13 protein-coding genes are annotated in these 12,013 nt (G+C 73.1%); 8 read left to right on the forward strand and 5 right to left on the reverse strand.

Annotation, left to right across the window (positions count from 1 at the left end):
- Positions 1-124 precede the first annotated feature (124 nt).
- The 5 genes from ABZS51_RS34870 (at position 125) to ABZS51_RS34890 (ending at position 2,736) form a co-directional block, all read left to right on the forward strand.
- On the forward strand, positions 125-1,075 hold the full coding sequence (locus tag ABZS51_RS34870) for a nitronate monooxygenase (RefSeq protein ID WP_355450256.1): 951 nt from the start codon (positions 125-127) through the stop codon (positions 1,073-1,075).
- A 114-nt stretch (positions 1,076-1,189) separates the two neighbouring features.
- Positions 1,190-1,678 carry a MarR family transcriptional regulator gene (locus ABZS51_RS34875; protein WP_355450259.1) on the forward strand — a complete coding sequence of 163 codons (489 nt, stop codon included), beginning with the start codon at positions 1,190-1,192 and terminating at the stop codon, positions 1,676-1,678.
- On the forward strand, positions 1,675-1,821 hold the full coding sequence (locus ABZS51_RS34880) for a hypothetical protein (protein WP_355450262.1): 147 nt from the start codon (positions 1,675-1,677) through the stop codon (positions 1,819-1,821). The genes ABZS51_RS34875 and ABZS51_RS34880 overlap by 4 nt, the downstream gene beginning before the upstream one ends.
- A gap of 52 nt (positions 1,822-1,873) precedes the next feature.
- The gene (locus ABZS51_RS34885) at positions 1,874-2,290 is read left to right on the forward strand and encodes an SRPBCC family protein (RefSeq protein ID WP_355450265.1); all 417 of its coding nucleotides are present in this window, start codon (positions 1,874-1,876) and stop codon (positions 2,288-2,290) included.
- A 242-nt stretch (positions 2,291-2,532) separates the two neighbouring features.
- The gene (locus tag ABZS51_RS34890) at positions 2,533-2,736 is read left to right on the forward strand and encodes a cold-shock protein (RefSeq protein WP_310712710.1); all 204 of its coding nucleotides are present in this window, start codon (positions 2,533-2,535) and stop codon (positions 2,734-2,736) included.
- A gap of 134 nt (positions 2,737-2,870) precedes the next feature.
- On the opposite strand, the gene ABZS51_RS34895 is transcribed toward ABZS51_RS34890, so the two are convergent.
- Positions 2,871-4,115, reverse strand: coding sequence for an MFS transporter (locus ABZS51_RS34895; protein WP_355450270.1), 1,245 nt, complete (start codon positions 4,113-4,115; stop codon positions 2,871-2,873).
- A gap of 80 nt (positions 4,116-4,195) precedes the next feature.
- Here ABZS51_RS34895 and ABZS51_RS34900 point away from each other — a divergent pair, with 80 nt between their 5' ends.
- On the forward strand, positions 4,196-5,083 hold the full coding sequence (locus ABZS51_RS34900) for a LysR family transcriptional regulator (protein WP_310712714.1): 888 nt from the start codon (positions 4,196-4,198) through the stop codon (positions 5,081-5,083).
- Positions 5,084-5,087: 4 nt separating this feature from the next.
- Here ABZS51_RS34900 and ABZS51_RS34905 read toward each other — a convergent pair whose 3' ends face one another.
- The gene (locus ABZS51_RS34905; RefSeq protein WP_310712715.1) at positions 5,088-5,468 is read right to left on the reverse strand and encodes an STAS domain-containing protein; all 381 of its coding nucleotides are present in this window, start codon (positions 5,466-5,468) and stop codon (positions 5,088-5,090) included.
- A gap of 378 nt (positions 5,469-5,846) precedes the next feature.
- Between ABZS51_RS34905 and ABZS51_RS34910 the strand changes: the two genes are divergently transcribed.
- Both ABZS51_RS34910 and ABZS51_RS34915 read left to right on the forward strand, forming a co-directional pair.
- Positions 5,847-7,532 carry an endo-1,4-beta-xylanase gene (locus tag ABZS51_RS34910; protein WP_355450275.1) on the forward strand — a complete coding sequence of 562 codons (1,686 nt, stop codon included), beginning with the start codon at positions 5,847-5,849 and terminating at the stop codon, positions 7,530-7,532.
- A gap of 109 nt (positions 7,533-7,641) precedes the next feature.
- A complete protein-coding gene (locus ABZS51_RS34915) occupies positions 7,642-8,529 on the forward strand; it encodes an FRG domain-containing protein (RefSeq protein WP_355450278.1) in 888 nt (295 codons plus the stop codon).
- Positions 8,530-8,531: 2 nt separating this feature from the next.
- Here the strand turns inward: ABZS51_RS34915 and ABZS51_RS34920 are convergent, their stop codons facing one another.
- Genes ABZS51_RS34920 through ABZS51_RS34930 form a run of 3 tightly spaced genes read right to left on the reverse strand, consistent with a single transcriptional unit; the run spans position 8,532 to position 11,966 of the window.
- Positions 8,532-9,497 (reverse strand): substrate-binding domain-containing protein, encoded by a 966-nt coding sequence (locus tag ABZS51_RS34920; protein ID WP_355450281.1) that lies wholly within the window; start codon positions 9,495-9,497, stop codon positions 8,532-8,534.
- A gap of 11 nt (positions 9,498-9,508) precedes the next feature.
- Positions 9,509-10,474: an ABC transporter permease gene (locus ABZS51_RS34925; RefSeq protein WP_355450284.1), complete on the reverse strand. Its 966-nt coding sequence runs from the start codon at positions 10,472-10,474 to the stop codon at positions 9,509-9,511.
- Positions 10,464-11,966: a sugar ABC transporter ATP-binding protein gene (locus tag ABZS51_RS34930; protein ID WP_310712723.1), complete on the reverse strand. Its 1,503-nt coding sequence runs from the start codon at positions 11,964-11,966 to the stop codon at positions 10,464-10,466. The genes ABZS51_RS34925 and ABZS51_RS34930 overlap by 11 nt, the downstream gene beginning before the upstream one ends.
- Between the last annotated feature and the right edge of the window lie 47 nt (positions 11,967-12,013).

Genomic DNA, 12,013 nt, shown 5'->3' on the forward strand with positions numbered 1-12,013 from the left:
GCCCCGCCGGGCCCGCTGCCGGGCCGGGCGGGGCTGCGGCATGCCGCGGTTCCGGGCCTGGCGGGCCGTGGCATGGTGGCCGTAGAAGGCCCTCCGTGGGCGGGGAACGGACGAGGAGATCCTGATGCGCACGTGGCTCACCGAACGGTTCGATCTGGATGTGCCCCTGGTGGGGGCGCCCATGGCCGGGGTGGGAGGGGGCCGGCTGGCCGCGGCCGTGTCCGCCGCCGGGGCGCTCGGCATGTTCGGCGTGCCCTCGGCCGCCGGTCCCGAGTGGATCGCGGAGCAGGCGGCCGTCGCCGCCGCGGGCGGCCGGCCGTACGGGATCGGGCTCCTGGCGTGGGCGCTGCCCGGCAACCCCGGCCAGTTCCGGGCCGTCCTCGACGCGCGGCCCGCGATCGTGTCGGTGAGCTTCGGCCCGTACGAGCGCTACGTCGGCGAGCTGCGCGAGGCCGGCATCACGGTCGTCACCCAGGCCGGCACCACCGAGGAGGCACGCGCCGCCGAGCAGGCCGGGGTGGACGCCGTGGTGGCCCGCGGCGGCGAGGGCGGCGGCCACGGGCGCGGCGAGGTGGCGACGCTGCCGCTCCTGGAGGGGGTGCTCGACGCGGTGCGGATCCCGGTCCTCGCCGCCGGGGGCATCGCCACGGCCCGCGGGCTCGCCGCCGTGCTGGCCGCCGGCGCCGAGGGTGCCTGGACGGGCACCGCGTTCATGGGCTGCGCCGAGACGACGATCTCGGAGGCGGCCACGCGGCGCCTGCTGGAGGCGGGGGAGACCGACACCGCGTACGGGCGGGTGTTCGACGTGGCGCAGCGGCTCGGCTGGCCGGCCGAGTACGGCGGGCGGGCCCTGCGCAACGCCTTCTTCGAGCGGTGGGCGGGCCGGGAGGACGAGCTCGCCGCCGACGAGGACGCGCGCGCCGCCCTGGAGGCGGCCCGGCGGGACGAGGACTTCGACACCGCCTTCGTCTACGTGGGCCAGGGGGTCGGCCTGGTGCGGGAGCGCCGCACGGCGGCCGACGTGGTCGCCGGCTTCGCAGCCGCCGAGAAGCTCCTGCACCGCTTCACCCGCTAGGGCGTCTGGTGAATCTCGGAAGGCCGTACTATTCTCATTTATTACTATGAAGACGTACACATTTACGAGTGCGACCCTGACGGCTTCCTCTACGACCCCCGCGTCAGGGCCGCGATGGCCCAGTTCGCCGACGGCGACGGCGACATGCCGGCGTTCGAGGCGGCCACCGCCGTCCGCACCGCCCACCATGCCGTCGAGCGCATGCGCGCCCACGGCGCCCAGGGCCGGGGGTTGAGCGCGGGCGCGCTCGACCTGCTGGTCCGCCTGAACGGCGGCGAGAAGGGCGTCAGCATCGGAGAGCTGGCCAGGGCCGCCGGGGTCAGCTCCCGCAACGTCACCGGGCTGGTAGACACGCTGGAGCACGACGGGCTGGTCCGCCGGGTACCCGATCCGGGGGACCGGCGCTCGGTCCTGGCCGAGATCACCCCCGCCGGACGGGCCTGGATCGAGGCGTTCCGCAGACCGTTGCAGCTCGCCATGCGGGCGATGTTCCACGGCTTCAGCCCCGAGGACCTGGCTGTCCTCCGCGACCTGTGCCTGCGGCTGACCGCCAACCAGCAACGCCTCGCCGACCGCCTCCAGCAGAACGGACGGCAGCCATGAGCACGCGGGCCATGAGCACGCGGGCCATGAGCACGCGGGCCATGAGCGCGGAAGCCAAGAGCCCGGAAGCGGTCACCACGACAGCCCAGGAGCACACCCGCCGGGCTGTCCGCGCGCCGATGAAGGACCGGATCGAGCCGTGAGACGCCGTACCCACCTTGCCACCGTTCATCCTGAGAGGAGCTCTCCGGCGTCATGGCCTCCATCCGCCACGAGATCGTCATCGGCGCGTCGCCCGAGCACATCTGGGACGTGCTGCGCGACGTCGGAGCCGTGCACGAGCGCCTGCTGCCGGGCCGGGTCGCCGGCACCCGGATCGAAGGCGACCAGCGGTTCCTGACTTTTCCCGACGGTCACGTCATCCGCGAGTTGATCGTCGCGATCGACGACGACGCCCGCCGGCTGGCCTACTCCGTCGTCGAGGGCGCGAGGCCCCCGCTGGAGCACCATCACGCCTCGTTCGAGGTCCACCCGGAGGGCGAGCGGGCGGGCCGGCTCGTCTGGACCACCGACGTGCTGCCCCACGCGCGGGCCGCAGAGGTCCGCGTGCGCGTCGAGCGCGGCGCGCAGGAGATGAGACAGGCCCTGGAAGCCGCGGCGCGTGACCGGTGACCTTGCTCGAATGCCCGCGCTGACCTGGGGAAACACTGAGACTCCGATGGTTGTCAGAGCGGGTGTGGTATGTGGTAGGCTCATCGTAGTTGCAGTGTGGTACCCATGAACGTGTGTGCGCCTGACGGGATCCGACCCCTCGGGCGCATTTTGTTTGCCGGTCATTTCCGGACGGGACATCGCGGCGACGTGGGGCTCGTGACGTGCGAGTCCTGGCTCTGCGCCTATCGAAGGAGATTGACATGGCGACTGGCACCGTGAAGTGGTTCAACGCTGAAAAGGGCTTCGGCTTCATCGAGCAGGACGGCGGCGGCGCCGACGTCTTCGCCCACTACTCCAACATCGCCGGCCGCGGCTTCCGCGAGCTGCAGGAGGGCCAGAAGGTCAGCTTCGACATCACCCAGGGCCAGAAGGGCCCGCAGGCGGAGAACATCACCCCCGTCTGACCCTTCCCGGGGTGACGCCTCCCCGCCCGGCGCGTTCCGCCCGGGTCTGAGGCACACGACCTGAGCGAGCCGGTCCCGCGCCTGAAGAAGGCGAGGGGCCGGCTCGTCGCGTATGCGCGGCCGCTGGGCCACCATCATCCGGTGACAGCCGCCGCGGCGGGCGCCGGGTGGGCGGACGAGTTCTGGGACCGCCCCACGGTGAGCCGCTCGCCGGCCCAGAGCGCGAGTGCCCCCGCCGAGAGCGCGGCTCCCAGCACGCTCACCCCGGACCATCCGGCATGCGCCCAGACCAGCGAGGTCAGGGCCGAGCCCGCCGCCCCTCCGGCGAAGTAGGACGTCATGAACGCGGAGTTGACCCGGTTGCGCGCCTCGGGGCGCAGCGCGTACACGACGTTCTGGTTGCTGTTGAGCACGGCCTGCTGGGCGAGGTCCAGCACCACCACGCCCACGACCAGCCACAGCAGGGACCGCCCGCCCAGGCCGATCGGCAGCCACGACGCCAGCATCAGCGCCGCCCCGGCCGCCGTGATCTTCTGCACGTGGCCGCGGTCCGCCAGCCGCCCCGCCACCGACGCCGCCAGCGCACCCGCCGCCGCGGCCAGCCCGAACAGGCCGATCGCCGACTCCGTCCACCCGTACGCCGGCCCGGCCAGCAGGAACGTCAGCGCCGTCCACAGCACGCTGAACGAGGCCAGCGCCATGGCGGCGATCCCGGCCCGCCACCGCAGCACCGGCTCCGAGCGCAGCAGCCCGAGCGTGGAGCGCAGCAGCGCCGGATAGCTCAGCCCCGCCGAGGTCCGCAGCCGTGGCAGGAACACCCGCAGCAGCACGGCCATCAGCGCCATCAGCCCCGCCTGCACCCAGTACGCGGTCCGCCAGCCGCCCAGGTCCGCCAGCGCCCCCGACGCGGTCCGCGCCAGCAGCAGCCCCAGCACCAGGCCGGTCATCACGGTGCCGACCACCCGGCCCCGCTCGGCGGGGCGGGCCAGCGTCGCCGCGAACGGCACCACCACCTGGGCCCCCACCGAGGTCAGCGCGGCCAGCACCGTGCCTGCCAGAAGGGCCGCGCCGCTCGTCGCGGTGGCCGACACCAGCAGGAACACCGAGGTCGCCGCGTAGAGCATCACCGCCAGCCGCCTGCGCTCCACCAGATCGCCGAGCGGCACCAGCAGGATCAGCCCGAGCCCGTACCCGAGCTGCGCGGCCGTCACCACCAACGCCGCGAGCGACGGCGACAGCCCGAGCTCCCCGCCGATCAGGTCGAGCAGCGGATGGGCGAGGTAGTTGCCCGCCACCGCGAGCCCGGTGGCCGCCGACATCAGCAGCAGCAGTCCCCGCGGCAGACGCCCGTCGCCGCGGTCCATGAAGGTCTTCGTCATGCCGTCCAGCGTGGCGGAGCCGGCATCGATGAGTCCAACACATGTTCGTCATCAGATCCATCGTGCGTCACGATGGATCCGTGGACCTCCAGCAGATGCGTTACGTGGTCGCCGTCGCCGAGACGGGTGGCTTCACCCGCGCCGCCGAGCGCTGCCTCGTCGTCCAGTCGGCACTCAGCCACCAGATCGCCCGCCTCGAACGCGAGCTGGGCGCGCGGCTGTTCGACCGGACCAGCCGTCGCGTCAGCCTGACCCCCGCAGGGGAGGCGTTCCTGCCCGCCGCCCGCCAGGCGCTCGACGCCGCCGAGCGGGCCCGCGCCGAGGTCGCGGCGGCGGCGGGGGAGATCCGGGGCCGGCTGGCGATCGGCATCATCCCCACGGTGGCCGCCGTCGACCTGCCCCGGGAGCTGAAGGACTTCCACGCCCGCCATCCCCGCGTGCGGGTGACGCTCCGCACCGGCACCAGCGAGGAGCTGACCGAGCGGGTCCGGCAGGGCGGGCTGGACGTGGCGTTCCTCGGGCTGCCGCCCGCGGCCCGGCCCAAGGGCGTGCGCGCCCGGGAGCTGGCCCGCGGCGAGCTGGTCGCGGTCGTCGCGCCGGGCCACCCGCTGACCGGTCAGGACGGCGTGGACCTGCGCCGGCTGGCCGAGGAGACGTTCGTCGACTTCCCGGCGGGCACGGCCGGGCGCGCCCAGTCGGACGAGGCGTTCGAGGCGGCGGGGATCCAGCGTGAGGTGGCGTTCGAGGTGACCGCGGTGGACTTCATGGCGCGGCTGGTCAGGGAGGGGCTCGGCGTGGCGATGATGCCCGCCGCGTTCGTGCCGCAGCTGCCGGGCCTGGCCGTGCTGCCGGTGCGCGACGCGCCCGGCCGCGTGGAGTACCTGGTCTGGAGCCGCTTCCGCCCGGCTCCGGCCGCCGCGGCCTTCCTCGCCGGCCTGGGCGTCCCGGTGGAGGACCGGGACGGCTGAACGGTTACGGGGTGCGGAGCGCCTGCACGGCGTCGTCCACCGTGCCGTACGTCTGGAAGCGCTTGTCCAGGCCCGTCACGTGCAGCAGCCGTGCCATGCGCGGCCCGATGCCGCTCAGCACCGCCCGGCCGCCCGCGGCCGCCGCGCCGTTGATCGCGGACACCAGGACGCTCAGCCCCGTGGAGTCGCAGAAGTCGACAGCCAGCATGTCGATCACCAGCAGCGGCGGCCCGTCCGGACCGCCGGACACCGCGTCGCCCACGGCCTGGCGCAGCTCTCCCGCCGTGGCGATGTCGAGCTCGCCGGCCAGGGCGATGACGGTCACCCCGTCGTTCCGGTCGGTGGTCCAGGAGAAGCCGGCCCGTCTCGCGCCCGCGCGTTCCACGTGTTTCGGCCCCTCCCACCGCCGCGATCCGGCGGTCCTGCACTGTGCGCTTATGGCGCATACGTTCCGACACACCATGATTGCACAGCGCGAGAGAACGGCGGAACCTCTGGTGACACGCGCCGTCAAGGGCTTCCCGGCCGCCGCGCTCGGCGACCCCCGCTCCGCCGGGCGCGCGTACGAGACGCTGGACTGCTCCCCGCGCCGGTGAAAATTTCATATCTGCCCCGATAATTTCGGCTTGCCAGAGCCGCCTCGGGCCGGCGAGCACGCCGTCGTCATTGACCGCCGCATGCCTGGCCTCTACCGTCCGGATGCCCGGCCCGCAAGCCGGGCCGAAATTTTCGGAATCGGTACCCCCCGCGGAGGTCGACGTCCATGCCCCCGTCCTCGCCCCAACGCTCCAGGAGCCGCAGGAGTCTCGCGCTGGCCGCCCTGTTCGGGTTGCTGGCCACGCTCCTCCTGTACGCGACCCCGGCCGACGCCTCGGCCGCGCTGCGCCAGCACGCCGCCGCCCGCGGCAGGTTCATCGGCACCGCCCTGGCCACCGGGCCGCTGGCGAGCGAGACCGCCTACCGCGACCTCGCCGCCGCCGAGTTCAACCAGGTCACCCCCGAGAACGCGCTGAAGTGGGACGCCACCGAGCCCAGCCAGGGCCAGTTCAGCTTCGGCGGCGCCGACGCGATCGTCTCCTTCGCCGCCCAGAACGACCAGCAGGTCCACGGCCACACCCTCGTCTGGCACAACCAGACCCCCGGCTGGGTGCAGAGCCTCGGCGCCACCGCCATGCGCAGCGCCATGCAGAACCACATCAGCCAGGTCGTCGGCCGCTACGCGTCGAACCCGGCCGTCGTGTCGTGGGACGTCGTCAACGAGGTCTTCGACGACAACGGCAACCTGCGCGCCTCGTTCTGGTACAACACGCTGGGCCAGAGCTACATCGCCGACGCCTTCCGCGCCGCCCGCGCCGCCGACCCCGACGCGCGGCTGTGCATCAACGACTACAACACCGAGGGGATCAACGCCAAGAGCACCGCGCTCTACAACCTGGTGAGCTCGCTGCGCCAGCAGGGCGTGCCGGTCGACTGCGTGGGCTTCCAGAGCCACCTCGCCATCCAGTACGGCTTCCCCGGCCAGATGCAGCAGAACCTCCAGCGTTTCGCCGACCTGGGGGTCCAGGTCCGGATCACCGAGCTGGACGTCCGCATGGTGATGCCCCGCGACGCCACCAAGGACGCCACGCAGGCCACCTACTACCGGGACGTGGTCAACGCCTGCCTGGCCGTCACCGCCTGCGCCGGGATCACGATCTGGGGCTTCACCGACAAGTACTCCTGGGTGCCCGACACCTTCTCCGGCCAGGGCGCCGCGCTGATTTACGACCAGAGCTACCAGCGCAAGCCCGCCTACACGGCCGTCCACGACGCGCTCGCCGGCGGCACCGTCACCGACACCACCCCGCCGACCACGCCCGGCACCCCCGCGGCGTCCGGCGTGACGGCGAGCACCGCCACCCTCACCTGGACGGCCTCCACCGACTCCGGCGGCAGCGGCCTGGCCGGCTACACCGTCTACCGGGAGCAGGGCGCCACCGACCCCGAGCTCGGGCGCGGCATCGGCACGTCGCTCACGCTCACCGGGCTGAGCGCCGCCACGCAGTACCAGGTGTACGTGCGCGCCCGCGACGGCGCCGGCAACCTGTCACCCGCCTCGGCCACCGTCACCTTCACCACGGCCACCGGCGGCGGGACCGGTGGCGGCTGCTCCGCGGCCGGGACCGTGCAGACCCAGTGGAGCACCGGCTACGTGGTGCAGCCCGTGACCGTCACCAACACCGGCACCGCCACGATCAACGGCTGGACCGTGACCTTCACCCTGCCCGCCGGCCACGCCCTGACCGGCTCGTGGAACGCCACCCTCACCGTCACCGGCCAGACGGTGACCGCCCGCAGCCTGGCCTACAACGCCACCCTCGCCCCGGGCGCCACCGCCACGTTCGGCTTCCAGGCGTCGCGCCCGTCGGGCGACACGGCCACGCCGAGCGGCTACACCTGCGCCTCCTGACCCGGCCCCGGGGCAATCCCCCGCTCACCCGGCCGGACCGCCCGCGAGCAGGCACGACCCCGGGCGGCGGCCGGGTGTGGGCGCCCGTCGCAGGGGAATGCGGGCCTGTATGGGGATCAGCACGGACCGGAGCGGCGCACAGCGGATCAGTGAGGAGAGGATCGTCACCGTGTCGTCCTGGCGGGAGCTGGACGACGCGATCAGCGAGGTGAGCGGTCCGCGGGGGTCACACCGGCATGGCGGGAACTCCCACTCCTCGGTGGTGTTCCGCGGCCGCTCACGCCCCCCGCACTCGCACCTGTCCGGGCTCGCCCGGCTGGACGGCGACTACCAGGCCGTGGAGCGCCACCTCATCCGCAACTTCCGCAAGTACGCCCACCGCCAGGCCCCGGGGCCGGCGATCTGGGACTGGCTGGCGCTGGGCCAGCACCACGGGCTGCCCACGAGGCTGGTGGACTGGACGTTCTCCCCGCTCGTCGCCCTGCACTTCGCCACGGCGTCCTGGCCCCGTGAGGAGGCCATGCTCATCGGGCTCGACTGCGAGGCGGCCCACCGGCTGCTGCCGGGGGCGCTGCGCGAGGTCCTGGACCGCGAGGGAGCGCTGCTGTTCACGACGGAGATGCTCGCCCGGCGGGCGCCCGACCTGGACAGCTTCGGCAAGCTGGCGGGCGAGGAGCCGTTCATGGCCCTGTTCGAGCCGCCGTCGCTGGACGAGCGGATCGTCACCCAGTCGTCGGTGCTGTCGGCGTTGTCGGACGTGACGTGCTCGGTGGAGCAGTGGCTGGAGAACCATCCCGACCTGTGGTGGGCCTGGCGCATCCCGCCGGAGGTCAAGGCCGAGGCGCGGGAGCGGCTCGACCAGGCCGGCATCAACGAGCGGGCGCTGCTGCCCGGCCTCGACGGACTGGCCGCCTGGCTGCGCCGCTACTACTCGCCGGAGTCGTGCACCGACCACCAGGGCGACGAGTGCGCCCCCGGCAACACCGGCAACGCCTGAGCTCAGGAGGTCCCGAACTCCGAGACGTTCGCCTTCGTGGCCACCTTCACCGGCACGGCCACGGTCTTCGGGATCGTCTGGCCCTTGGCCGCCTTCACCGCGGCATCCACCGCCTGCTGGCCGAGCAGCTTGGGCTGCTGGGCGATGGTCGCGGTCATGGTGCCCGCCTGCACCGCCTTGAGGCCGTCGGGCGTGCCGTCGAAGCCGACCACCTTGACCTGCCCGCCCGCCTTGGCGCCGAGCGCCTTGATCGCGCCGAGCGCCATCTCGTCGTTCTCGGCGAACACGCCGGTCAGGTCGGGGTGCGACTGCAGCAGGTTCGTCATGACGTCCAGGCCCTTGGTGCGGTCGAAGTCGGCCGGCTGCCTGGCGACCACCTGGATCCCCGTGAACGCCTTGATGCCCTCGGCGAATCCCTGGCCGCGGTCGCGGGAGGCGGACGTGCCCGGCGTGCCCTGCAGGACCACCACCTTGCCCGCGCTGCCCATCGCCTTGGCGAGCTGCTGGGCCGCCATCCTGCCGCCCGCCACGTTGTCGGAGGCGACGGTCTGCGCGACCTCGGCGCCGTTGACGCCGCGGTCGGCGGCGATCACCGGGATGCTGGAGCGGTCGGCCGCCTTGACCGCGGGCGCCGCCGCGTCGGAGTCGACCGGGTTGATGATGATCGCCTTCATGCTCTGGCTGGTGAAGTTCTGCACCTGGTTCACCTGCTGGGAGGCGTCGTTCTGGGCGTCGGTGACGGTGAGCGCGGCGCCGAGCTTGGCGGCCTGCGCCTGGGCGCCGTCCCTGAACTGCACGAAGTACGGGTTGTTCAGCGTCGAGACCGACATGCCGAGCTTGACGTCGCCACCGGCGGACGAGCCACCGCCCGACGAGCCCGGCGAGCCGGACGAGCCGCACCCGGTCACGCCAGCCACGAGCGCCGCCACCAGGGCGGCCGGAGCCAGGACTGTCGCGGAAATCCGCATGATCTTCCCCCTTAGGACGTTTCCCTCCGGCGCAGGGTGTCGACGAGGACCGCGAGCGCGATGACCACGCCGATCACCACCTGCTGCCAGAAGGCCGAGACCGACAGCAGGTTGAGGCCGTTGCGCAGGACGGCCAGGATGAGCGCGCCGACGAACGTGCCGAGCGCCCGTCCCTTGCCCCCGGACAGGCTGGCTCCGCCGATGACCACGGCCGCGATCGCGTCCAGCTCGTAGCCGGTGGCGGCCTGCGGCTGGGCCGAGGCCAGCCGGCTGGCCAGCACGATGCCGGCCACCGCGGCGAACCCGCCCGACAACGCGTACGTGATGAGCTTCTGCCGGTCCACCTTGATGCCGGACAGGCGGGCGGCCTCCTCGTTGCCCCCGATGGCGTACATGGCGCGGCCGGGGTAGGTGCGGTTGAGGATCACGGCCGCGATCACGCCCATGACGACCATCACGATGACGGGCACGGGCAGGTAGCGGCCGAGGGTGTCGCCGAGGTGGGCCACCGTCTCGGGCAGCGCGATCGGGCTGCCCTGCGAGATGACGAGCGCCAGGCCGCGGGCGACGCCGAGCATGGCCAGCGTGGCGATGAACGGCGGCAGCTTGCCGTACGCGATGAGGACGGCGTTGACCAGCCCGCAGGCCACGCCCACGGCCAGCGCGACGACGGTGGCGATCGGCCACGGCCAGCCGGCGGAGGTGGCCGTCCAGGCGAGCACGATCGCGGACAGAGCGGCGACGGACCCGACCGACAGGTCGATGCCGCCGGTGACGATGACGAACGTCGAGCCGAACGCCAGGATCGCGGTGACGGAGGCCTGGACGCCCACGTTGAGCAGGTTCGTGAGGCTGAGGAAGTCGGACGACAGCAGCGACAGGCCGACGACGAGCACGACGAGCGCGACCAGCGCGCCGTTCTCGGCGAACCACACGGCCGCCGGCGAGCGGCGCTGGACGAGGACGTTACCGGACACGGCCACCCTCCACCTCCGAGACGGCCAGCGCCATCACGCCGTCCTGCGTGGCCTCCGAGGCCGGGAGCTCGCCGACGAGCCGGCCGCGCGCCATGACGAGGATCCGGTCGCTCATCCCGAGCACCTCCGGCAGGTCGCTGGAGATCATCAGGACGGCGTCGCCGGAGGAGGTGAGCTCGTTGATGAGCTGGTAGATCTCCACCCGGGCGCCCACGTCGACGCCCCGGGTCGGCTCGTCGAGGATGAGCACGCGGGCCCCGGCCACCAGCCACTTGCCGATGACCACCTTCTGCTGGTTGCCACCGGACAGGGTGCGGACCTCCTGGTCGAGCCCGGTCATGCGGATGGCGAGCTGGTCGGCGACCTTCGCGGCGGCCGAGCGCTGGCCCTTGCGGTCGACGAACCCGGCCCGGGTGGCCTCGCGCAGGGTGACCAGGCCGAGGTTCTCGTCGACGGCGGCGCCCAGCACCAGACCCTGGCCCTTGCGGTCCTCCGGGACGAGCCCGAGCCCGGCCGCCATCGCCGCGTGCACGTCGCCGGGCGGCAGCCGCCGGCCGTTCACGGTGACCTGGCCCGCGTCGTAGCGGTCGGCGCCGAACAGCGCCCGCGCCACCTCCGTGCGGCCCGCCCCCACGAGCCCGGCGACGCCGACCACCTCGCCCGCGCGCACCTCGAACGACACGTCCGAGAACACGCCCCGGCGGGTCAGCCCCGCCACCTTCAGCAGCGGGTCGCCGGCCCGGCCCCGCTCGCGCGGGAACTGCTGCTCGATGGGCCGGCCGACCATGAGGCGGACCAGCTCGTCGTGCGGCGTGCTCGCCGGCACCTCCGCCACCGAGCGGCCGTCGCGCAGCACGGTCACCCGGTCGCCGATCTCGGGGATCTCCTCCAGGTGGTGGGTGATGAACACGATCGACACGCCCTCGTCGCGCAGCTGCCTGACGATCGCGAACAGCTTCTCCACCTCGCCGGTGGTGAGCACGGCCGTGGGCTCGTCCATGATCAGGATGCGCGCGTCCAGGGCGAGCGCCTTGGCGATCTCCACCATCTGCATGCGCGCGATGCCGAGCCGCCCGACCGGCGTGCGCGGATCGACCCGGACGTCCACGCGGGCCAGCAGGGCCTCCGCGTCCCGCTCCATGCGGGCGGTGTCCACGAGGCCGAACCGGCGGGGCGGGCGGCCGAGCGCCAGGTTCTCCGCGACCGTGAGCTGGGGGACCAGGTTGAACTCCTGGTAGATGGTGGCGATGCCGAGCGCCCGCGCGTCACCGGCCGACCGGATCCGCACCGGCCGCCCGTCCATCAGGACCCGGCCGCCGTCCGGGTGGTAGGCGCCCGACAGGATCTTGATCAGTGTGCTCTTGCCGGCGCCGTTCTCGCCCAGCAGCACGTGCACCTCGCCCGCGCGCAGGCTCAGATCCACCCCGTCCAGGGCGAGGACCCCCGGGAACTGTTTGCGCAGGCCCTCGGCCCGGAGAATGTCCTCCGTCACGTCGTGATACTTGCCGATAACGCGCCGTCGAACCTCAAATGCGCAGG

Origin of the sequence: Nonomuraea sp. NPDC005501 (assembly GCF_040605905.1) — a bacterium.
Classification (GTDB): Bacteria; Actinomycetota; Actinomycetes; order Streptosporangiales; family Streptosporangiaceae; genus Nonomuraea.

Bases quoted from the DNA above. Each gene is read 5' to 3' on its own strand.
- ABZS51_RS34870 (WP_355450256.1), top strand. From the start codon at position 125: ATGCGCACGTGGCTCACCGAACGGTTCGATCTGGATGTGCCCCTGGTG.
- ABZS51_RS34875 (WP_355450259.1), top strand. From the start codon at position 1,190: ATGGCCCAGTTCGCCGACGGCGACGGCGACATGCCGGCGTTCGAGGCG.
- ABZS51_RS34880 (WP_355450262.1), top strand. From the start codon at position 1,675: ATGAGCACGCGGGCCATGAGCACGCGGGCCATGAGCACGCGGGCCATG.
- ABZS51_RS34885 (WP_355450265.1), top strand. From the start codon at position 1,874: ATGGCCTCCATCCGCCACGAGATCGTCATCGGCGCGTCGCCCGAGCAC.
- ABZS51_RS34890 (WP_310712710.1), top strand. From the start codon at position 2,533: ATGGCGACTGGCACCGTGAAGTGGTTCAACGCTGAAAAGGGCTTCGGC.
- ABZS51_RS34895 (WP_355450270.1), bottom strand. From the start codon at position 4,115: ATGACGAAGACCTTCATGGACCGCGGCGACGGGCGTCTGCCGCGGGGA.
- ABZS51_RS34910 (WP_355450275.1), top strand. From the start codon at position 5,847: ATGCCCCCGTCCTCGCCCCAACGCTCCAGGAGCCGCAGGAGTCTCGCG.
- ABZS51_RS34915 (WP_355450278.1), top strand. From the start codon at position 7,642: ATGGGGATCAGCACGGACCGGAGCGGCGCACAGCGGATCAGTGAGGAG.
- ABZS51_RS34920 (WP_355450281.1), bottom strand. From the start codon at position 9,497: ATGCGGATTTCCGCGACAGTCCTGGCTCCGGCCGCCCTGGTGGCGGCG.